A 20,924-nucleotide genomic window follows, 5' to 3' on the forward strand; every position below is an offset into this window, starting at 1 on the left:
GTCGTAATCGCGGGCGTAGCCGTTGCGGCGGCCGTTGGCGCCGTAGAAGGCCAGCCGGCCCTGGCCGTAGACGACCTGCGGCCGGGCGCCGAGCCACCAGTTGACCAGGTCGAAGTGGTGGCTCGCCTTGTGCACCATCAGCCCACCGGAGTGCTCCCGGTACCGGTGCCAACGCCGGAAGTAGTCGGCCCCGTGGCGTACGTCGAGCAGCCACTCGAAGTGCACCGAGATCACCTCGCCGATCGCGCCGGACCGGAGCAGTTCGTGGATCTTCGCGTGCACCGGGTTGAACCGGTAGTTGAAGGCGACCGTCAGGTTGCCTCCGGTGTCCCGGACGGCGTCCATGATCCGCCTGGCCTTCGTGGCGTCCGTGGTCATCGCCTTCTCGGTGATGACCGGCACCCCGGCGCGCAGCGCGGGCACGATGTAGCTGTCGTGGGTGGCGTCGGTCGACGTCACCACGACGAGGTGCGGTGCGGTGTTCCGCAGCATCGCCCCGAAGTCCTCCGGCGCCCAGGTCCGGGCGGCCGGGCGCTGGTGCTCGGCGAGCATCCGGTTGTGGAACGCCATTCGGGTGGGGCTCGGATCGCACAGCGCCACGACCTGGTAACCCGGCCGGACGGCGAGCCCTGCGGTGAACAGTTGGGCACGGTGTCCCGTACCGACGATGGCGACCCGGCTCGGTGCCGCTGAACCTGACATGGCGGTTGCCTCTCCGTCTCGTGAGGACGTGTCCCGGGACTCAGTGGACCGCCGAACGTGTTGGACCGGTCCACCACATCGGGACGCTAGCAGTGGACCGGTCCAACAACAACCCGTACGCTATTCGGAATGTGGCGGCCACAGCTCGGGGCAGATAGGGAGTGATCCATGGGGTCGAACGGCGGGACCGCCGCCTTCGTGCCGGAACCAACGGCGTTCGGCGAGAAGACCGAGGCGGTGGCGAACGCCCTGATCCTGCACGGCAAGCCCGGCAGGCCGGAGTTCTACGACGCCACGGTCCCCTCGCCCAGCAACCACCACTGGCTGCCGTGGCTGGCCAAACAGTTGATCGTCCGGGACATCCCGGCGCACACCCCGGAGATGCCACTGGCCTTCGCGCCGGACTACCCGGCATGGCGACGGGAGCTGGAGCGGTACGACATCTCCCCGCGTACCCTGTTCGCCGCGCACAGCTGCGGCGCGGGCTTCCTGCTGCGCTGGCTCACCGAGAACCCGGATGTCTCGGTCGGCCGAGTGGTCCTGGTCGCGCCCTGGCTGGACCCCACCGGCCGGCTCGCGCCCGGCTTCTTCGACTTCACGCTGGACCGACACGTCGCCTCGCGTACGGCGGGACTGACGGTCTTCCACTCCGACGACGACTTCGACGACATCCAGGTGAGCGTCCGGACCATCCGCGACTCGGTGGCGGACCTGCGGTACCGGGAGTTCCACGGCTACGGACACTTCGCCCGGACAACCTTTCCCGAGCTGCTCACCGCCCTGGTGGACTGATGTGGATCGGCGGACGGCCCGCTGCGACCCGAGCCACGGTCAGGACCATGCGGCGGAGTCCCGGAACGGGAAGTGGCGGCCGGCCTCGTACGAGGGCACTGGCTGGTAGGTGTTGACGCCGGTGTCCCCGCGTAGCCAGAAGGCACTGGGGTAGGGCTGTTCGTCGTCGAGGATCCGGGTCGTCGTCGGGATGTAGCGGATGGTCAGCCCGCAGCGCCGGTTGGGGCTGGTGTTGGCGTTGCTGCCGTGGACGATGTTCGGGTGGTGCACCTCGACGTCGCCGGGCCGCAGGACGATGTCGACGGCGTCGGACTCGTCGACGGCGACGGCGATCTCCTGGCCGAGCACGCTCTCGACATCGATGTTCGCGCGCATCTCGGCGATCTCCATGGTGTGGCTGCCCGGCACGAGGCGGACGCAGCCGTTGTCCGGCGTGGAGTGGTCCACGGCCAGCCAGAGCGTGACCACCTCCATCGGGTCCAGCGGCCAGAAGGCGCTGTCCTGGTGCCAGAGCACGGGCTGGCCGGTGAACGGCGGCTTGCTGATGTAGTGCGAGGCGAACAGCGCGAGGTTCGGACCGACGAACGTCTCGGCGATGTCGAGGAGCCGATCGTCGCTGACCAGCCGGACCCAGAACGGATCGTCGCGGAGGAACGTGTGACCGAGCTGTTCGGGTCGGACGTCCGGGTGCTGCTTCTCGAGCCAGTCGACGTGGTCGCTCGCCTCGGCGATCAGATCGGCGTCGATGACATCGCGCAGGATGACGTATCCGTCCCGCTCGTATCGATCGAGCACGGACTCCCGGTTCTCGGTGGCGGTGGACATGGCGTACTCCTAGCTGCCGGGAAACTTGTCTTGTAGGAACACCGTGCCACCCGATCCGCAGACGGAATACGCACCCGGATCTCCAAAAGTAGTATTATCTTGATGTGTCGGCGTCGGCGGAGCGGACTGAACGGTTCGAGGACCACGCGCTCGGGCGGCCCTACCACGCCGCACTCGTCGACCTGAAGAGCCGGTCCCACCCGCACAGTCACCGTGACTACTACGAAGTGATGGCCGTGGTCGCGGGCGACGGCGAACAGCTGGTATCGCACGCCGGCAAGCCGACGCGCAGCCAGCAACTGCGCCCGGGTGACCTGCTGCTCGTCCGACCGCGCGACCACCACACGATCGTCGGCGCCGTCCGGTTCTACAACGTCGCGTTCCCGGCCACCGGCTGGCGCACCTTCGTCGGCCTCGCCGGGGTCGACACCGGATGGGACAGCGGTGACCTCCCGCCGCACGTACTCCGCTCCGACGACCGGGGGGCACGCGCCTGCGCGGCCGTCCTGGAGCGGTTTCACGACGCGCCCGGCCAGGTCGACCTCATTCGGTTCTGGTCCGATCTCGTCGAGATGGTCGCACCCGCCGCACCCGAGCCGAAGGGGCCGCCCGGAGTCCCCGAATGGCTCATCACCGCGACCGCGGCGATGAGCCGGGAGGACTACCTACGCGAGGGCGTTCCTCGGCTGCGTGCGCTCGCCCACGTGAGCGACGCCCATCTCGCCCGCAGCATGCGCCGCTACTACGGCACCACGCCAACCGAGTTCATCGCGGACCTGCGGCTCCGACGGGCCGCGACGCTGCTGGCCACGACAACCCGCACCGTCGCCGACGTCGCCTACGCGTGCGGGTTCGCGAGCGCCTCCTACTTCACCCGGCGCTTCCACGAGGCGCACGGTGCCGCGCCACGACAGTTTCGCGGCGCCGCCCGACACGCCTTCGTACCGTTGTGATCCGGCGCCCACCACCGAATTCGGTGTCCTGGGTACGGCGCGGTCCGCAGGCGGCGGCCGACCGGGCGGCGCTGACCCGCCGCACACCGGACCCGGAACAGGAGCAGGATCCCGAGCCGTGCCTCCCCTTCAGCCAGGTGCGCGACCGGCGGTCGACCGAACGATGACGGTGGTCGACGACTATCCCGCGAGGGCGGACCGGCTCGCCGCACTCGTCGCCCGGTTCACCCAACTGGTCGACCTACCGAGCCAGGATCAGCTCGCGGACGTCTTCGCCGATGCCGGATGGTCCCCGTCCGGTGCCGTTCCCCATCGGCTGTTCACGAGCGGAGACATCACCGCGGGCGTCCGCGTCGAGCGGGCCACCGCGACGGTCGCCGTCGTGATGGCGGACTTCGGCTGCGCGGACGACCTCGAATACGACGACTTCGATGACGACGACGCGTACGATGCGGCACTCGATCAGCGGTACACCGACGCCGAGGAGGTCGTCGGCATCGTCACCGAACGGCTCGGGCTGCCGCCGGCCGACGCGTTGGCGGTCGACGTACTCGCCGACCATGGCGGCCGGGTGCGGCTACGTTCGGGACACTGGGCGGTGACCGTCGCGGTCGTACAGCACGACTCGGACCTGCCGGTCACCGTGGAGGCGAACCTGACCTACGGCGCCGACCTGCCGGGCCGTCTCGCCGACCTCGCTCCACCACCGTCGCGCCGGACGCCCGTCGACTGGGACGCGGTGTCGACGCGGACTGGAGTGAGCCTGCCGAAGGACTACCACTGGCTGATGGAACGGTACGGTGCCGGCATCTTCGACGGCTATCTCTCGCTCACGCCGCCGACCGCACTGTCGAGGCCGGTGCCCGGTCCGCTGGTCGGCGTGCTGAGGTACCAGACACCGCCGACGCTGCCGGTGGCCACGACCGTCGACGGGACGACGGTGTCGTGGGTCCTGGCGCCGCAGGACTGCGCCGACCAGTGGCACCTGCGCGTCACCGGTCCCGGAACCACACCCTCCGACCTGCCTGTCGGCCTGCTCCAGTTCCTGGTGGTCGCGCTCTCCGGCAGGTACGCCGTGCCGCAGTTCCGCGCCGACTTCCCCAGTGCATCGCACCGGTTCGCCTCGGCCCGGAACGCCGCCGACACCACGTGACGCGTGCCGCCACTCGACGTCGCGGAGGGTCGCAGGAACAGCTCGGCGACGACACCCGGCGTCCGCATCCCACCACGCTCCGGTCGCGGCGTGCTACCCGTCCAGCGATCAGCGCTACCCTTCGGCCGTGCCCGGATCTCCAGAACGCCCGTTGCTGTTCCTCGACGTCGACGGACCCCTGATTCCGTTTGGGGCGCCACAACCGCACCCGGGCGCCCAGGGGCCGCCACACCTCGCGCCAGCGGACTCGAACCCGCTACTGGCCAGGCTGAATCCTCAGCACGGGAGACGACTGTCGGCGCTCCCCTGCGACCTGGTGTGGGCAACGACGTGGATGGCGGACGCGAACGAGGTGATCGGACCGAGGCTGGGCCTGCCCGAGTTGCCGGTGGTGGACTGGCCCGACCCGGACGAGGACGGCCCGCTGCACTGGAAGACCCGTGGCCTGCTCGACTGGGCTTCCGGGCGCCCGTTCGTCTGGGTCGACGACGAGATCACCGACGCCGACCGCGCGTGGGTTTCCCGACACCACCCCGGGCCGGCCCTCCTGCACCGGGTCGATCCTCGACGTGGCCTCACCGACGTCGACTTCGCCACCCTCGGGGACTGGCTGGCACGCCTGTGACCGATCGGGGCGGGCGGCGACGGTCGGACCGCCCGGACACCGCCCACCTCCGGATGATCACTTACCTCGGTGAAGAGCGGCACGCCGCCGAGACGTGGTCACCCGACGACCTTGTGCAGGAAGGCGGCGAGGCTGGCCGTGGTTCGCTCGATCTTCTCCGCCATCGTGATCGTCTCGTCGAGGCGCCGCCCGGCGTCCTTCTTCCCGCGTACGTAGAGCGAGCAGGCCAGGTCGGTGCAGATGTAGACACCCACGGAGTCGCCCTGTCGCCCGCCCCGCCCGGCCTTGCGGGCGGTCATCAGCGAGACACCGCCTCCGGTGTGCGTGGTGAGGCACAGCGAGCACATGCTGCGCCGCACGGGCCCGGTCTGCGGCGCCACCCGCAGCGCCACCCCGACGAGCCCCGTGCCGGACTCGGCGACCAGGTAGGCCCGCTGCGGGGCGGAGGGGTCCCGCCACCCGAGAAAGTCGAGATCGACCCAGGGGTGCTCGTCCAGATCCCTGGGTACGGCCAGGCGCGTCGCCTCGCCCTTCGTGCAGTTGACGAAGGAGGCGCGGATGGCAGATTCGGTCGCCGGTACCATAGGATCTAGCCTAACCCCATTAGGTAAATACCCAAACTATCTAGGTGTGGAGTGTGGCACATGACGCGTGCGGGGGTGACCGCAGAGCGCCTGGCCCTGGCCGCGGCGGAACTGGCCGACGAGGTTGGCTTCGAGAACGTGACCGTCTCGGCGCTCGCGCGGCAGTTCGGCGTCAAGGACGCGAGCCTGTACGCCCACATCAGGAACGCACAGGACCTGCGGATCCGGGTGGCACTGCTGGCCCTGGCGGAGCTCGCCGACCGGGTCGCCGCCGCGCTCGCCGGTCGCGCCGGCAAGGACGCGCTGGTGGCCTTCGCCAACGCCTACCGGGACTACGCGAAGCAGCATCCGGGCAGATACGCCGCGATGCAGCAGGAACTCGACCCGGAGACGGCGGCCGCGAGCGCGGGCGGGCGGCATGCCGAGATGACCCGGGCGATCCTGCGCGGCTACCGGCTGTCCGAGCCGGACCAGACCGATGCGGTACGAATGCTGCACAGCACGTTCCACGGGTACGTGAGCCTGGAGAGGACGGGCGGGTTCCGCCACCATCCGCGTACGGCCGACGTCTCGTGGGCCAGAACCCTGGACGCCCTCGACGCCGTCCTCAACCACTGGCCGCCGCAGTGAGCAAGCCATCGATGTAGGTTCTTGTCGGCCGTTGCCGCAATGGTGGAAGATATTGCCGTGACGAGACTGCCGCGCAGAACGCTCCTGGCCGCCCCGCTGATCCTCGGCTCACTCCTCGCGACGGCCCCGGCCGCGAGCGCCGCACGGACGGAGAGCCCGGCACGCCCCGGGCAACCCGACGGACCGCGCACCACGTACGTCGACGTCTCGGTGGCGACCCTGTGGGTGGAACCCGGTCGCAACCGTCCCGTCGACCTGCCGTCCACGACGAACCCCGCCGACCCCCGGGCCTGGACCGCGGGCATGACCCTGGCCGAGCGACGGTGGCTCATCGGGGACCTGGAGACCCAGGCGACGTACGGTCAGCGGGTGATCGTCCTGGAGGAGTCCGGCGACTGGGCGAAGGTCGTCGTACCCGGTCAGCCGACACCACGACACGAGCTGGGCTATCCCGGCTGGCTGCCCAAGGCGCAGTTGACCGACGCGAGGCTGTTCGCCCGGTTCGCCGGTCGCCCGTTCGCCCTGGTCCACACGGCCACCGGTTGGCTCTTCGACGACCACCGCCGCACCCGCCCGGTCATGGAACTGAGCTTCAACACCCGGCTACCGGTCATGGCCCGGCTCGATCAGGCAGTGCTGGTGGCAACCCCGAGCGACGGGATGAAGTGGTTGGCGGCCTCGGACGTCTCGGTCTACGCCTCGCCGGCCGACATCCCCACCCCGACCGGCGCGGACCTGGTCCAGGCCATCAGCACGTTCATCGGCCTGCCGTACCTCTGGGCGGGCACCGCCGGATTCGGCTTCGACTGCTCCGGCCTCACCCACTCGGTCTACGCCGCGCACGGCATGACCATTCCCCGTGACGCGCAGGACCAGGCCAACGCCGGCACACCGGTCGCCAGGGACCAACTCGCCCCCGGCGATCTCGTCTTCTTCGCTCGGAACAACGGCACCGGACGGGTGCACCACGTCGGCATGTACGCCGGTGACGGCTACGTGATCGACGCACCGACCAACACCGACACCGAGGAGAGCGGCGTCGAGTACGTCAAGCTCGACGAGCACCGGTACGCCCACGAGTACGCCGGAGCGCGCAGGTATCTCTGACGACCGACGTCGGCCGCGGCGGTCACGACGTCGTCGGCTGCGGGTTCGTCAGCTCGGGAGTCGCCGAGGCACGACCCCTGCCTCTACCATTCGGGCCCATGGCACTGCTACACCGCGCGGAACTGCACCCCACGAAACTCGAACTCCTGGCGGCGTGGTTGCCCGGCCGCCGCTGGTACCGGGCGCCCGCCGATGCCGACGTCGTACGGGTGGCCGCCTACCGGTTCGACGATCCCGCCGGCGCGGTCGGAATCGAGACGATGCTCGTCAACGCCGGCGAGGGGCCGATCCACCAGGTCCCGCTCACGTACCGCGACACACCCCTGGACGACGGCGACGACTGGCTGATCGGCACCACCGAACACTCCGTACTGGGTCGACGCTGGGTGTACGACGCGTGCGGAGATCCCGCCTACGCCGCGGCGCTGGCCGGCGCCATCTACACGGGCGGTGCACAAGCGGACGAGTTCATCGAGGTCGACGGCCGGCTCGAGCGCCGGGAGCCCAGCATGTCCGTCCGTGGCAGCGGTGCCGAGGATGCCGACGTCCCCGTCATCGGCGCGATTCGCCGAGTTGTCGAGGACGAGCCCACGCTCATCGTGACGGACTCCGTGCAGTTGGCCGTCGTCCGTCGCCTCGATGACGGCAACCGGCTGCCCGGTCCCGCCCTGACGGGTACCTGGAGCGGTCAGCCGACCCCGGTGCCGCTGGCGTACGCCTCGTCATGAACGAACGCCTCGTCGACGGACGATCCCGCTAGGGCCGGCCGGCGGTGACCAGCCAGTGGGCGCCGGGAATCAGGACCCCGTCCGGACCCTCGTAGGGTCGCAGGGCGTCGAGGAGGATGTCCCGGGCCCGCTCGGGAGCGAGCTCCGGACTCCGCTCCAGGACGGACCGGACCGGCCCACTGCCGAGATAGAACTCGGCCGCCACCCCCGCGCTGGAACCGAAGCCCATCGGTACGTCGAGTGGCCGCGGCCGTACGTCCACGAAGCCGGCTCCGGTCAGCACCTCGGTCAGGCGTCCCCGATCGGCCAGGGAGAACATCTGGGAGTCGGGCAGGCCGCCGGATCCCCGCCAGGTCTGCAGGGCGGAGAGCGGTGCCACGTACCAGGCGTTTGCGGCCATGTCGCGCGGGCAGAGGAAGGCGATCCGGCCGCCGGGTCGGAGTGCTCGGCCGATGTTCCTGAACCCCGCCACCGGCTCGGTGAAGAACATGATGCCGAACTGGCTGATCGCCACGTCGAACTGCCCGTCGGCAAAGGGGTGTACCTGGGCGTCGGCCTGCTCGAACGCGACATTGGGCAGACCTGCCGCGGTCACGGCGGCGCGGGCGTGCTCGAGCATGACCGCCGACAGGTCGATGCCGAGAACGCGTCCCTGTGCGGCGTACCGGGCGGCCTGCCGGCTGCTCTCGCCGGTCCCGCAGCCGATGTCGACGACGTGGTCCCGTGGTCCGATCTCGGCGGCGGTGAGCAACGCCATGGTCAGCTCGCCGTTCACGGCGTCGTCGCGCCCGCTCTGTTCGGCCCAGTGCGCCCCTTCGGGGCCGTTCCACGCCGTGGCCTGCTCGGTGTTGACGATGTGTGTCACGTCGGGTCCTCTCTTGTTTGCCGGGGGCGGGCGAGCAGGCGCAGGCCGACGGCGGCGAGCCCGCCGTCGGCGATCCGCAGCCGCTCGATGTCTTTGAGCGCGGTGAACACCGGTACGCCCAGTCCGTCGTCGTTGAGCCGATCGGCGAGATAGCGGTACAGGTACGGCACCCGGGTCGTCGTGCGGATGTCGAAGGCCCCGGCGACCGCCGCGACCACGGTGGCGCCGGAATGCAGGCGGAGTTCGTCGCGGTGCCGGCTGACCCAGCGCGGATAGGGTGCGGCGAGCGGATCGCCGTCCGTGCCGGGCCCGAGCCGCCCGGCGACGGCGAGCACTGCGGCCGTGTCGTAGAACCAGGCGGCGGTGGCGGGGTTCGCCCGCTCCCAGGCGAACTCGTCGACGACGAGGGTCCCACCGGGGCGCAGCAGGGTCCGGGCCCGCTCGACGGCGTCGCCGAGGTCGGCCATGTGGTGTAGCGACAGGGAAAACAGCACGGCGTCGAACGGGTCGTCCTCGTACCGGGCGATGTCGGCCTCGACCGCGTTGACGCCGAGGGCGCTGGCCACGGCCACCGCCTCGGGATCGGTGTCCACCGCCGTCACCGCGTAGCCGGCGCGGTCGAGTGCGAGTGCGAGGTGGCCGCGCCCGCATCCCGCGTCGAGGATCCGGGCCGGCGCCGACGGCAGCCAGTCGGTCAGGAACGCCAGTTGGTCGGGCACCCGGGCGGCGGTGACGCCGGTCGCGTCGTCCGGACCGGTGTACCGGACGGTATCGGTGGGATTCACCAGCCAAGCGTCGGCCGGAGCTGGCATGAGCACAACTGCGGGTTGGTTGGGGTTGGCATAAGCTCGGCGCATGCTGGACACCTGGTCGTTGCAGGTGCTCGTCGCCGTGGCCGAGCACGGCTCGTTCTCCGGCGCGGCCACGGCGCTCTCGCTGACCCAGCCGGCCGTCTCCCGTCAGATCGCGGGTCTCGAGCGGCGGTTGGGGGTTCGGCTGTTCAGCCGCGTGCCCCGTGGTGTCCGGCCGACCCCGGCCGGAGCGGTCGCCGTCGAACTCGCGCGGGACACCCTGGCCCGGCTGCGGACCCTGGAGGCCAGGCTGGCGTCCTTCGCCGAACTGGAGTCGGGCGAGCTACGCCTGGCGGCGTTCCCGAGTGCCAACACCTTCCTCGTGCCCGAGGCCATCCGCCGGTTCGGCGACCTCCATCCCGGCGTGACACTCAGCCTGCGGCAGACCGACCAGGCGGCGCTCGTGACGGCGGTACGGGACGGAACGATCGACCTGGCCCTGGTCACCGACTGGCACCTGTACGGGGACCCGCAGGCGGCCAAGCACGCCCCGACCGGCGCCGACCTGCCCCGGGCAACGGTCGACGGCGTCGAACTGGTTCCACTGCTCGACGAGGAACTCCAGGTCGCGCTCCCCACCCGGCACCGGCTTGCCCGGCAGCGCCGGGTACGGCTGGCGGACCTGAGCGGAGAAACCTGGATCGAGGGCGGGCACCCGGACTGTCTCGGCCCGATCGCCCCGCTCGCCCAGGCAATCGGCGGCGCGCCCCGGATCGGATTCTGGTGTGACGACTGGAACGGCAAGCAGGCACTCGTGGCGGCGGGAGTGGGCGTGACGCTGATGCCGACCCTGGCCCACCTGACCCTGCGACGCGATGTGGTGGTCCGGCCCACCAGTCCCGCACTGCCGGCCCGCCGGCTGTACGCCGCGACGGCCGCACCGACGTTCCGGGCCCCGGCCGTGACCGCGATGTTGGGAGTCCTCGCCGATCTCGCGCTCCGCAGGCCGTGACCGGCCACCACGCGGCTACTCGCCGAGGTAGGAGTGCTGGCCGGTCTTGGCGGCCTCGTACCGCTTGCGGGCCTCGCGGGTGGCGTCCAGCTCGGACACCTCCGCCACCGGCACGTCCCACCACGACCCGCTGCCCGGGGCCGGTACCAGTGGGTCGGTCTCGACGTGCACGAGGGTGGGGCCGGCACCGGCCTTCGCCTCGCGCAGAGCGGCGCGCAGCTCGTCGACCCCGCCCGCGCGGAGCACCCGTACGCCCAGACTGGCCGCGTTCGCCGCCAGGTCGACCGGGAGTACGTCGCCGTCGAGCCGACCGCTCGACGGGTTCCGGTACCGGTACCAGGTGCCGAAGCGGGGCGCGCCGACACTCTCGGACAGCTCGCCGATCGAGGCGAACCCGTGGTTCTGCACCAGGACGACGATGAGCTTGACGCCCTCCTGGACGGCGGTCACCAGCTCCTGCGCCATCATCAGGTACGAGCCGTCGCCGACCAGGACGAAGACGTCCCGGTCCGGGCACGCCATCCTGACGCCCAGTCCACCCGCGATCTCGTAGCCCATGCAGGAGTAGCCGTACTCGACGTGGTAGCCCTTGGGATCCCTGGTGCGCCACAGCCTGTGCAGGTCGCCCGGCATCGAACCGGCCGCGCAGACCACCACGTCGCGCGGCCCGGACACCTCGTTGACCGCCCCGATCACCTCGGACTGCGCCGGCAGCGGACCGTGCCCCAGGTGGTAGGCGCGGTCCACCACCTCGTCCCACTCCTTCGCGAGACGGTGCGCCTCCTGCCGGTACTCCGGGTCGACCGACCAGCCGTCGAGCGCGCCGGCCAGCGCCCGCAGGGCTTCCCGGGCGTCCGCGACGACCCCGACGCCGGTGTGCTTGGCGGCGTCGAACGCGGCCACGTTGACGTTGACGAACCGCACCTGCGGGTTGGCGAACGCGGTACGCGAGGCGGTGGTGAAGTCGCTGTACCGGGTGCCGATCCCGATCACCACGTCGGCGTGCCGGGCGAACCGGTTCGCCGCCGTGGTGCCGGAGCTGCCCACCGCGCCGAGGGAGAGCGGGTGGTCGTACGGCAGCGAGCCCTTGCCGGCCTGGGTTTCGGCGACCGGCACGCCGGTGGCCTCGGCGAGGAGCCGCAGCGCCTCGGTGGCGTCGGAGTACCCCACCCCGCCCCCGGCGACGATCAGCGGCCGGCGGGCGGACCGGACCAGTTCCACCGCCCGGGCCAGCGCCGCCGGCTCGGGTACCGGCCGGGCCACGTGCCAGACCCGAGGCGCGAACAGCCCGGCCGGCCAGTCGTACGCCTCGACCTGCACGTCCTGCGGCAGGGCGAGGGTCACCGCGCCGGTCTCCGCCGGGTCGGTGAGTACCCGCATCGCGGACAGCAGCGCGGACGGCAACTGCTCGGGCCGCCAGATCCGGTCGAAGAACCGCGACACCGGCCGGAACGCGTCGTTGACGGACACGTCGGCGGCGCCCGGATGTTCGAGCTGTTGCAGCACGGGATCGGCCACCCGGGTGGCGAACACGTCGCCGGGCAGCAGCAGCACCGGCAACCGGTTGATGGTGGCCAGCGCCGCACCGGTCACCATGTTCGTGGCGCCGGGGCCGATCGACGACGTACAGGCGAAGGTGGTCAGCCGGTTGCGCATCCGGGCGTACGCGGCCGACGCGTGCACCATCGCCTGCTCGTTGCGGGACTGGTGGTACGGCAGCGCGCCGGGCGTGCGCAGCTCCGCCTCCATCAGCGCCTGCCCCATCCCCGCCACGTTGCCGTGGCCGAAGATGCCGAAGCAGCCGGCGAACAGCCGGTGTTCCACGCCGTCCCGCTCGCTGCGCTGGGCGGCGAGGAAGTGGACGACGGCCTGCGCGACGGTGAGTCTCATCCCTGCTCCCTCCGACTGTGCGGACTGGTCGGGGTCGACCCGAACGGCAGCCTCGGGTCGACCGGCTGGTCCGCCCAGGTCCCCCGGATCCAGCCGTGGGCGGGGTCGTCGCAGACCAGCCAGGCGCGCTGGTCACCCGGACCGGCCATGACGTTGAGGTAGTACAGGTCGTAGCCGGGCGCGGCCATCGACGGGCCGTGCCAGCCGCGTGGTACGAGCACCACGTCGCCGCCGCGCACCTCGGCCAGCACGTCGATGTCGTCGGCGTAGACCCGCTGGTACGCCATGCCGTTCCGGGCCACCTCGAAGTAGTAGATCTCCTCGAGCACCGACTCGCCCGGACGGTCCTCGTCGTGCTTGTGCGGCGGGTACGACGACCAGTTGCCGGACGGGGTCAGCACCTCACAGGCGATGAGCCGGTCGGCGTCCGGGAAGGCGTCCGGGGTGCCGAAGTTGTTCACCTGGCGGGAGCAGTTGCCGGCGCCGCGCAGCTCGACCGGCACACGTTCCTTGGGCACGTACGCCGGCTCCAGGCGACGCCGGGCCCGGGCCGTGGGGACGGCGAACCGGCCGCCGGCCGCGCTCGACACGGTGACGGTGGTGTCCCGGGGCGCGTACGCGAAGTCGGTGACGCCCGCGAAGACGCCGGGCCGACCGGCCAGCTCCGCGGTGAAGCCGTCGCAGCGCACGGTGCAGGATCCGGACAGCGGCACGACGAAGACCTCGTCCCGCCCCGTGCCGAACCGGCGCGTACCGCCGGCCGGCAGGTCGAGGATCCGCAGCCCGGAGTACGCCCAGCCGGCCGACTCCGGTGTGACCTCCGTGCACCGTGGAATGTGGCACCTCATAGCAGGCTCACCGCCAGGTCCACCGCTGCCGCCACGTCGTCGTCGGCCGGGTAGAGCAGCGAGCGACCGGCCACGATGCCCTTGACCGTGGGCAGTCGGAGCGCCTTCTGCCAGCCGTCGAACGCCGCGTCCCGGTCGGCCGGCACCTCGCCGCCGAGCAGGAGCGCGGGTAGCGTCGACGCGGCCATCACCCGTTCCATCTCCGGCACCACCGGGACCTTCAGCCAGGTGTACGCCGACGTACCGCCCAGTCCGGACGCGACCGCGACCGCCCGGGTCATCGCGTCGGGGGTCAGATCGTTGCGGACCCGGCCGTGGACCCGGCGCGACATGAAGGGCTCCACCATCGCCATCACCCGACGCGCCGCGAGCGCCTCGACCGCCTTGGCACACGACTCCATCGTGGACACGGTGGCCGCGTCGTGCGGATCGATACGCAGCAACATCTTTCCGCCGTCGAACCCCATTCCGGCGATGGCCTCGGCCGTGTATCCGGTGAACCGGTCGTCCAGCTCGAAGACCGTGTCGGCGAGGCCGCCACGGTTCATCGACCCGATGACCACCTTGCCCTCCAGCGCGCCGAGCAGCAGCAGGTCCTCGAGCACGTCGGCGGTGCCGAGCACGCCGTCGACGCCGGGCCGGTCGAGCGCGGTGCAGAGCCGCTCCAGCAGGTCGCTCCGGTCGGCCATGGCCAGCGGCCGGCTACCGGCCCGTAGCGCACCCCGTGCGGGATGGTCGGCCGCGACGAGCATCAGGCGTCCGCCAATGCTCCCCCGCCGACGGCGGGACGCCGCCTCCACGATCGCCTGTGGCCGGTGTGCGCGGGTCTGGACTATCTCCGCGAGGCGGTCAGCGAACATCGAACCCCCGTGAAGGTGGCGACCCTGCTACGCGCCACCTTCACCGGCGGTCAGAGCTTTGTCAAGACATAAGCATGTCCTCATGCTCGCCTCGACCTGACCTGACCTGACCTGACCTGACACTACCGATCCGTGGGTGCCGCCGCCTCGAGGTCGTCGATGCTGCCGGACATGATCGTCCGGAGGTGCGCGGTGATGTGCGCGGACGGCCAGTCCCACCAGGCCAACTTCAGGAGGCGGAGGATGTCCTGCTCGCTGTGCCGGCGGCGCAGGAGCCTGGCCGGGTTTCCTCCGACGATGCCGTAGTCGGGGACGTCGTCGACGACGACGGACCCGGAGGCGATGATCGCTCCGTGGCCGATCCGGACGCCGGGCATCACCATGGCGCGGTAGCCGAACCAGACGTCGTTGCCCACCACGGTGTCGCCCCGTCCGGGCAGGCCGGTGATGAGATCGAAGTGTTCGGCCCAGGAACCGCCCATGATCGGGAACGGAAAGGTCGAAGGGCCGTCCATCCGGTGGTTGGCACCGTTCATGATGAACCGCACGCCCTCGCCCAACGCGCAGAACTTGCCGATGACCAGCCTCTCCGGCCCGTAGTGGTACAGCACGTTGCGGGTCTGGAAGGCGGTCGGATCATCCGGGTCGTCGTAGTAGGAGAACTCACCGACCTCGATCAGCGGAGAGGTGATCAGCGGCCTCAGCAGCACCACACGCGGTTGTCCGGGCATCGGGTGCAGCACGCTCGGATCGGGTACACCTGACGTCACGAATCGCCTCCTCGGGGCTGTTGAATGACGTGACCAGCATCGCAGGCCATCCGCCCGCGAAGGCGCGTGGCGTGGCTGGTGCGGCAGCGGTATGCTCCCCGCGATGATTACCTTCCCGTGCAGATCGGGGGTCCTGTCCACAAAAGGTGAGTGCTGATGCACTCCTGGACTGTGAACGAGGATTCCCGGCTTTCCTTCTGGCCGCACGTGCGCGAGTTCGCCGTGCCGCCGTCCATGATCGAGTCTGCGACCACCCGCCGCGCCGCCGGGGACTGGGCGGGGGCCTGCGCCGCCGCCCGCGTCGACGTCGATCTGAACCTTCGCTCCGTGGCTCGCACCCACGGCCAGGAGTTCGCGTCCCGAGTCCGGACCGATCTCCGCCATCTGGCTCCTGACCTGCTCCGCTGGCACATGCCGAGGATCGCTCCGGACGGACTGCTGCGCCCGGGCCTGACCATCTCCCTGGCCCGGTACCATCCGGCGGGACATCCGGGCGGCAACGCGGCGCACCTCGTCGTCCGGACGCCGCCAGCCTGGGCGGATGCCGGTCAACGGATCAGCCTTGCCCTGTGGGACGGGGCAGGCTCCAGGACCGCACCACCCGGCCCGCATCCGCATCCCCGTCCCGACCGGCGATTCCGGCTCGACCTGCACCGCCACCTGTGGGACGCGCGCAGAACCGACGAGCTGCGGGTACGGTCCGGGGCGGACCAGCCGCCCGCCGACGGCCATTCCGCTGCCCACCAGGATCTGCGGCAGGAGCGTGGCTGTGCCGTGGACCGGTGGGCGGCCGAGGCGGAGATACTGCTCCGCGCGGATGGGCGGGCCGGCGGAGCCGTGGCCGTACGGCTCGGAGCCCGACAGCGGTTGGTACTGGAGCGGGTACCGGAGGCCGATGCCGGTACGGCGTCCGGGTTACGGATCACGACGGCACCGGTCCGGGGCGCCGCCGGACTGCCGGTGCTGCCCGACGCGGCGACGTGGGTGCCACCCGACCTGGCGCTGCTCCGCGCCGGCCTGATCGAGGCCGACCGGCTGCACCCACTCGTGGCGTCGGCGCTCGTACCGGGCCATCCACCGGCCACCCCGCCACGCACGGCGGACGGCGGAGCGACTCCGCGCTTCGTGGAATGCCGTGGCACCCGGCACCGGATCGGGCTCGTGAACGGGACGCTCGTCCCGTTGGACCACGACCCGGCCGAGATCCGCCGCGAGGAACTACTGGCCGCACTGACCGGTACCCCGCTGCCGTGCCTCCAGGCGATCGACGAGGCGCACCGCCGCCCGGAGTGCCTCGTCGACGTCCGTGCCCGCCTGGACCACGGCGACACCGCCGGTGCCCTGGCCGCCGTCGAGGAACTCCTCGGACCCGAGGCACTGCTCCGCAGTGGCGCCCTGCGGGACGCCCTGGAGACGGCAGCGCTCCGGCGGATCACACACGGGCTGTTCCGCGCCGGACTGGCCGGACACGGAGCCGGGCCCGCCAGCCCCGCCGGCCCCCGCCGGAGACAACCGGGCCGCGCGACCGCCCGCTGACCCACCCGCCCCGTCCGCCATCCGCTCCCGCCTCCGAACCGGAGAACGGCGCTTCCGGCACGGCCCTACCCGGCCCCGACTCGAAACCACAGGTGATCGAATATGCGCACATCCGTTCCGTCCCCGTCCGCCGCCTCGGGCGTACCCTCCGAGCCGGCTCAGCTCCCCCGGCTCGACGTCGCCGCCGACCTGCTCGCCCTCCTCCACGACACCTGCACCGAACCGCGCCCCGACACGCAGTTGGAGGCGCTGACCCTGGCCGTGGCCGCCGACCTGCCGGTGCTGCTGTGGGGAGAGCCGGGGATCGGCAAGACCGCCGCCCTGAACCAGCTCGCCGCGGCCCTCGACCTGCCGCTGACCACGGTGATCGCCAGCGTGCACGAGCCGTCCGACTTCTCCGGCCTGCCGGTGGTCGGTGACGACCCCGCCGTACAGGGCGTTCCGATGGCCCCGCCGGACTGGGCCGTACGCCTGGTGCGGTCCGGCCGGGGGCTGCTCTTCCTGGACGAGTTGTCCACCGCGCCGCCGGCCGTCCAGGCCGCCCTGCTCCGCCTCGTGCTCGAACGGCGGGTCGGCGCCCTGCGCCTGCCGGCCGGAGTCCGGATCGTGGCCGCCGCCAATCCACGGGCCTCCGCTGCCGACGGCTGGGAACTCAGCCCGCCCCTGGCCAACCGGTTCGTCCACCTACAGTGGACATACGACCACGACGTGGTGGTACGGGGCCTCGGCGGGACCTGGCCCCGCGCATCGCTGCCGTGGCTCGACCCGGAGCGGTTGGCCGGGGCCGTGACGTTCGCCCGCCGTGCGGTCTGCGGACTCCTCGCCGCCCGCCCCGCGCTCGTCCACCAACTGCCGAGCAACGAGGCCCGGCGGGGCGGCGCCTGGCCGTCACCGCGCAGTTGGGAGATGACCCTGCGGCTGGTCGCCTTCGCCGCCGCGGCCGGCACCTCGCGGGAGGTGCTGTCCATGCTGGTCAGAGGCACGGTCGGGGACGGCCCGGGACTGGAACTGCTGGCCAGCCTGGACCGGATGGACCTCCCGGACCCCGAGGTGCTGCTGGCCGACCCGGCGGCGGCCGAGCTGCCGGAGCGGGGCGACCTGCGGCAGGCCGTACTCGACGGTGTGGTGGAGGCGGTCCGGAAGCGTCCGGAGCGGTCCCGCTGGGACGCGGCGTGGGCTCTGCTGGTCCGGGCGCTGGAGACCGGAGCCCCGGACCTGGTGGTCGTACCAGCGAGTACGCTCGCCACGCTACGCCGGCCGGACTGGGACGTCCCGGCGTCGATCGAGCTGCTCGCCGGGGCGGTGTCCCTGAGCCGGCAGGCGGACAAGGCCGCGGCGCGGGTCGGAACCGCCACGGGGAGCGGCCGATGACGCCCGACGAGCCCGGGAGGTTGGACCTGGAGAAGGTCTTCGCCGCCCGGCTGCACGCCGCCCGGGTCCGGCCGTACCTGGCGACCGCGCTGTTCGCACTCCATCCGGTGGAGTCGCGGCTGGTGCCGACGATGGCCGTGGACCGACACTGGCGGTGCTACATCTCGCCGGCGTTCGTGGCTCGGACCCCGGTCGAGGAGCTGGCAGGGGTGTGGGTACACGAGGTGTCCCACCTGCTGCGCGACCATCACGGGCGCAGCGACCGGGTCGCGGTGGAACGCGGTCTGACCGGACCGGGAGAACGACTGCGGATGAACATCGCCGCAGACTGCGAGATCAACGACGACGTGTTCGGGGATGGGCTGAACCGGCCCGAAGGCGCTGTCGTACCCAGGCTCCTCGGGCTGCCCGAGGGGGAGCTGATGGAGGACTACCTGCGACAGTTCCGGCTCGGGCCGTACACGCAGAGCCTGGTCTGGCTGGACTGCGGCAGCGGCGCCGACGGCCTGGAGCGGGCGTGGGACCTGGGACCGGACGGTGCGCACGGGCTGACCGCGCAGGAACGGGACGCGGTTCGGTTCCGGGTCGCGCAGGGCATCAGCGCCCGCCCGGGAAACACGCCGAAGGGCTGGCAGCGCTGGGCCGAGGAGGCGTTCCACCCGCCGCAGCCGTGGCGAGACCTGCTGGGCGCGGCCGTCCGCTCGGCGACGTCCAGCCCCGGTGCCGGCGAGGACTACACCTACGGTCGGCCGGCACGGCGGTCCGCCGCGCTGTCCGGCGTCATCCTGCCGAGCCTGCGGCGCAGGCCGCCCCGGGTCGCCGTGGTCATCGACACGTCCGGGTCGGTGAGCGACGCCGAACTGGGCAGCGCGCTCCTCGAGGTCGCCGCGATCGCCCGCGCCGTCGGCGGCCAGCGGGACCTGGTCACCGTGCTCCCGTGCGACGCGGCGGCCCGGGTCGTGCACCCACTGTGCCGCGCCGAGGGGATCCCGCTCCTCGGCGGTGGCGGAACGGATCTGCGTACGGGCTTCACCAGAGCGCTCCGGGCACGGCCCCGGCCGGACGTGATCGTGGCCCTGACCGACGGGCAGACGCCCTGGCCGGACGCCCGACCACCGTGCCGGACGGTGGTGGGACTGTTTCCGCGCCCGGGGAGCGCCCGGTCATGGAACGAGAACAACCCCGACCACGTGCCGGATTCGCCACCCGAGTGGGCCCGGGTGGTCGTCGTCGGAGAGCCGTCCGCCGCCCGGTGAACGTCACCCCCGTGCCACGGGATTGCCTGGCATGATCGTCGATTGTCGGTAGTCGATGTAACGCGGACTTCGGAGGCGAAGATGTTCCTACGTCGTACGGTCGGTTCGGTGGTGGCGGGCGCCCTGGTGCTCGCCGGGACAGTGCTGCCGGTGGCACCGGCGGCCGCCGCGGTGGCCAGTGGTGCGATCTTCAACAACCCGACCGTGGCCGCCGAGCAGAACCGGATCGTCGACCACATCCGAGGGCTGGTCCAGGGTGCCCCGGCCGGTTCGACCATCTCCATCGCGATGTACCACTGGACGTCCACCACGGTGGCCGACGACATCGTGGCGGCACACAACCGCGGCGTGAACGTACGGCTCGTGCTGGACTACCTGTCCGAGCAGTACCCGGCGGTGGACACCATGCGGGCCACCCTGGGCACGAACCGGGCCAACCGTTCGTGGCTGACCTTCTGCACGCAGGGCGCGGCATGCGTCGGCAACGCCGGCTCGCCGATCATGCACAACAAGTTCTACCTGTTCTCCAGCACCTCCGGCTCGACCAACGTGGTGGTGCAGAGTTCGGCGAACCTGACGGCCAGCAACGCCACGGCGTACTGGAACAACGCGGTCACCCTGGTGGGGAACACCGGTCTCTACACCGCCTACCTCGACTACTTCGACGACCTGGCGGCGAAGGCCAAGAACAGCGACTACTACCGCACGGTCGGCAGCGGCAACGCGAAGGCGTACTTCTTTCCGCGGGCCGGGTCGGACAAGACCAGCGACACGATCTACAACATGCTCAACGAGAACGTGACCTGCGAGGGCAACACCACGGTCGGCACCGAGACCGGTCGGACGATGATCCGGATCGGAATGTGGTACTTCAGCCGTAACGGCATCGCCGAGGAACTCCGCTCGCTGGCCGACCGGAAGTGCTGGATCGAGGTCGTCTACACCACGATGGACGCCGATGTCCTCGACATCCTGAGCGGCCATTCCCGGATCGTGCTCTACCGGATCAGCGGCGACTACATCGTGCACTCCAAGTACATGCTGATCGAGGGAACCTACGCCGGCACCAGGAACAGCAAGTGGGTGATGACCGGCAGCCACAATTACACGAACGCCGCCCTGCGGGAGAACGACGAGGCGATGCTGCGCATAGAGTCGGCGACGATCCACGACCAGTACCGGTCGAACTTCTGGGCGTTGCGCGCGGCGGCCTCCTGAGCCGCCGCGTACCGCCAGTGCCCGGCCGGTGAGCCTGCCGACGCCGACGATCAGGTCGGTCTTGGCGAACCGGTAGTGTGCGACCGGCTGTCGCTGGGCATCAGGGGGCAGGCGGATCTCCGCGTCGCTCGTCACGGGGTGTCGGGGACAGGCCTCGCCGGACGCGACGCTGCAGAAGGGCAGGTCCCATGGGTGCGGCACGCGACGGCTCGCCGGGCTCGGATGCTCCCGCCCCGCTGGCGGTCCGCTTCACGGCCACCGAGATCACCGGCCTGCGTCACCAGGTGGCACGGCTCGCGGCCGCGCACGGGTTGCGGGGCGACCGGCTCGACGACTTCGTATTCGCCGTCTACGAGATACTCACCAACGCGGTACGCCACGGCGGCGGAAGCGGGTCGCTGCGACTGG

Annotated in this window: 22 protein-coding genes; 13 read left to right on the forward strand and 9 right to left on the reverse strand. The window is 71.3% G+C overall.

Features of this window, described 5'->3' with window-relative positions; translation table 11 throughout:
• Nucleotides 1–702 (reverse strand): Gfo/Idh/MocA family protein (locus ACFP2T_RS08370; RefSeq protein ID WP_377419378.1); only part of this gene is annotated, 702 nt, incomplete at its 3' end.
• Between the two features lie 168 nt (nt 703–870).
• Here ACFP2T_RS08370 and ACFP2T_RS08375 point away from each other — a divergent pair.
• Nucleotides 871–1,494, forward strand: a complete 624-nt coding sequence (locus ACFP2T_RS08375) for an alpha/beta hydrolase (RefSeq protein ID WP_377419381.1) — start codon at nt 871–873, stop codon at nt 1,492–1,494.
• Nucleotides 1,495–1,533: 39 nt separating this feature from the next.
• Here ACFP2T_RS08375 and ACFP2T_RS08380 read toward each other — a convergent pair whose 3' ends face one another.
• Nucleotides 1,534–2,319: a phytanoyl-CoA dioxygenase family protein gene (locus tag ACFP2T_RS08380; protein WP_377419383.1), complete on the reverse strand. Its 786-nt coding sequence runs from the start codon at nt 2,317–2,319 to the stop codon at nt 1,534–1,536.
• Between the two features lie 104 nt (nt 2,320–2,423).
• Between ACFP2T_RS08380 and ACFP2T_RS08385 the strand changes: the two genes are divergently transcribed.
• From ACFP2T_RS08385 to ACFP2T_RS08395, 3 genes are all read left to right on the forward strand, one after another.
• The gene (locus ACFP2T_RS08385) at nt 2,424–3,272 is read left to right on the forward strand and encodes a helix-turn-helix transcriptional regulator (protein WP_377419385.1); all 849 of its coding nucleotides are present in this window, start codon (nt 2,424–2,426) and stop codon (nt 3,270–3,272) included.
• 163 nt (nt 3,273–3,435) lie between these two features.
• On the forward strand, nt 3,436–4,425 hold the full coding sequence (locus ACFP2T_RS08390; protein WP_377419387.1) for an SMI1/KNR4 family protein: 990 nt from the start codon (nt 3,436–3,438) through the stop codon (nt 4,423–4,425).
• A gap of 151 nt (nt 4,426–4,576) precedes the next feature.
• Entirely contained in the window at nt 4,577–5,050 is a 474-nt protein-coding gene (locus ACFP2T_RS08395; protein ID WP_377419943.1) for an HAD domain-containing protein, read from the forward strand.
• 98 nt (nt 5,051–5,148) lie between these two features.
• Here ACFP2T_RS08395 and ACFP2T_RS08400 read toward each other — a convergent pair whose 3' ends face one another.
• Nucleotides 5,149–5,634, reverse strand: a complete 486-nt coding sequence (locus ACFP2T_RS08400) for an FBP domain-containing protein (RefSeq protein WP_377419388.1) — start codon at nt 5,632–5,634, stop codon at nt 5,149–5,151.
• A gap of 60 nt (nt 5,635–5,694) precedes the next feature.
• Between ACFP2T_RS08400 and ACFP2T_RS08405 the strand changes: the two genes are divergently transcribed.
• From ACFP2T_RS08405 to ACFP2T_RS08415, 3 genes are all read left to right on the forward strand, one after another.
• Nucleotides 5,695–6,264, forward strand: a complete 570-nt coding sequence (locus tag ACFP2T_RS08405; RefSeq protein ID WP_377419390.1) for a TetR-like C-terminal domain-containing protein — start codon at nt 5,695–5,697, stop codon at nt 6,262–6,264.
• 57 nt (nt 6,265–6,321) lie between these two features.
• Nucleotides 6,322–7,371: a C40 family peptidase gene (locus ACFP2T_RS08410; protein ID WP_377419392.1), complete on the forward strand. Its 1,050-nt coding sequence runs from the start codon at nt 6,322–6,324 to the stop codon at nt 7,369–7,371.
• A gap of 98 nt (nt 7,372–7,469) precedes the next feature.
• Nucleotides 7,470–8,099, forward strand: a complete 630-nt coding sequence (locus tag ACFP2T_RS08415) for a CG0192-related protein (RefSeq protein WP_377419394.1) — start codon at nt 7,470–7,472, stop codon at nt 8,097–8,099.
• A gap of 28 nt (nt 8,100–8,127) precedes the next feature.
• Here ACFP2T_RS08415 and ACFP2T_RS08420 read toward each other — a convergent pair whose 3' ends face one another.
• Both ACFP2T_RS08420 and ACFP2T_RS08425 read right to left on the reverse strand, forming a co-directional pair.
• Complete coding sequence (locus tag ACFP2T_RS08420; protein ID WP_377419396.1) at nt 8,128–8,964, reverse strand: class I SAM-dependent methyltransferase; 837 nt, start codon at nt 8,962–8,964, stop codon at nt 8,128–8,130.
• Nucleotides 8,961–9,749: a class I SAM-dependent methyltransferase gene (locus tag ACFP2T_RS08425; RefSeq protein WP_377419398.1), complete on the reverse strand. Its 789-nt coding sequence runs from the start codon at nt 9,747–9,749 to the stop codon at nt 8,961–8,963. The genes ACFP2T_RS08420 and ACFP2T_RS08425 overlap by 4 nt, the downstream gene beginning before the upstream one ends.
• A gap of 70 nt (nt 9,750–9,819) precedes the next feature.
• Here ACFP2T_RS08425 and ACFP2T_RS08430 point away from each other — a divergent pair, with 70 nt between their 5' ends.
• Nucleotides 9,820–10,767 carry a LysR family transcriptional regulator gene (locus tag ACFP2T_RS08430; RefSeq protein ID WP_377419400.1) on the forward strand — a complete coding sequence of 316 codons (948 nt, stop codon included), beginning with the start codon at nt 9,820–9,822 and terminating at the stop codon, nt 10,765–10,767.
• A 15-nt stretch (nt 10,768–10,782) separates the two neighbouring features.
• Here the strand turns inward: ACFP2T_RS08430 and iolD are convergent, their stop codons facing one another.
• From iolD to ACFP2T_RS08450, 4 genes are all read right to left on the reverse strand, one after another.
• Nucleotides 10,783–12,657, reverse strand: a complete 1,875-nt coding sequence (gene iolD / locus ACFP2T_RS08435) for a 3D-(3,5/4)-trihydroxycyclohexane-1,2-dione acylhydrolase (decyclizing) (RefSeq protein WP_377419402.1) — start codon at nt 12,655–12,657, stop codon at nt 10,783–10,785.
• Nucleotides 12,654–13,505: a 5-deoxy-glucuronate isomerase gene (iolB, locus tag ACFP2T_RS08440; protein WP_377419405.1), complete on the reverse strand. Its 852-nt coding sequence runs from the start codon at nt 13,503–13,505 to the stop codon at nt 12,654–12,656. The genes iolD and iolB overlap by 4 nt, the downstream gene beginning before the upstream one ends.
• The gene (locus tag ACFP2T_RS08445; RefSeq protein WP_377419407.1) at nt 13,502–14,365 is read right to left on the reverse strand and encodes a Cgl0159 family (beta/alpha)8-fold protein; all 864 of its coding nucleotides are present in this window, start codon (nt 14,363–14,365) and stop codon (nt 13,502–13,504) included. The genes iolB and ACFP2T_RS08445 overlap by 4 nt, the downstream gene beginning before the upstream one ends.
• Before the next feature lie 122 nt (nt 14,366–14,487).
• Nucleotides 14,488–15,096 carry a CatB-related O-acetyltransferase gene (locus tag ACFP2T_RS08450; protein ID WP_377419945.1) on the reverse strand — a complete coding sequence of 203 codons (609 nt, stop codon included), beginning with the start codon at nt 15,094–15,096 and terminating at the stop codon, nt 14,488–14,490.
• A gap of 195 nt (nt 15,097–15,291) precedes the next feature.
• Here ACFP2T_RS08450 and ACFP2T_RS08455 point away from each other — a divergent pair, with 195 nt between their 5' ends.
• From ACFP2T_RS08455 to ACFP2T_RS08475, 5 genes are all read left to right on the forward strand, one after another.
• Nucleotides 15,292–16,671: a hypothetical protein gene (locus tag ACFP2T_RS08455; RefSeq protein ID WP_377419409.1), complete on the forward strand. Its 1,380-nt coding sequence runs from the start codon at nt 15,292–15,294 to the stop codon at nt 16,669–16,671.
• Nucleotides 16,672–16,773: 102 nt separating this feature from the next.
• Complete coding sequence (locus ACFP2T_RS08460) at nt 16,774–18,042, forward strand: AAA family ATPase (RefSeq protein ID WP_377419411.1); 1,269 nt, start codon at nt 16,774–16,776, stop codon at nt 18,040–18,042.
• On the forward strand, nt 18,039–19,298 hold the full coding sequence (locus ACFP2T_RS08465) for a vWA domain-containing protein (protein ID WP_377419413.1): 1,260 nt from the start codon (nt 18,039–18,041) through the stop codon (nt 19,296–19,298). The genes ACFP2T_RS08460 and ACFP2T_RS08465 overlap by 4 nt, the downstream gene beginning before the upstream one ends.
• Nucleotides 19,299–19,379: 81 nt before the next feature.
• A complete protein-coding gene (locus ACFP2T_RS08470) occupies nt 19,380–20,516 on the forward strand; it encodes a phospholipase D-like domain-containing protein (RefSeq protein ID WP_377419415.1) in 1,137 nt (378 codons plus the stop codon).
• A gap of 188 nt (nt 20,517–20,704) precedes the next feature.
• On the forward strand, nt 20,705–20,924 hold a 220-nt coding region (locus ACFP2T_RS08475), incomplete at its 3' end, for an ATP-binding protein (protein WP_377419416.1).

Source organism: Plantactinospora solaniradicis, assembly GCF_042658085.1.
Classification (GTDB): domain Bacteria; phylum Actinomycetota; class Actinomycetes; order Mycobacteriales; family Micromonosporaceae; genus Plantactinospora; species Plantactinospora solaniradicis.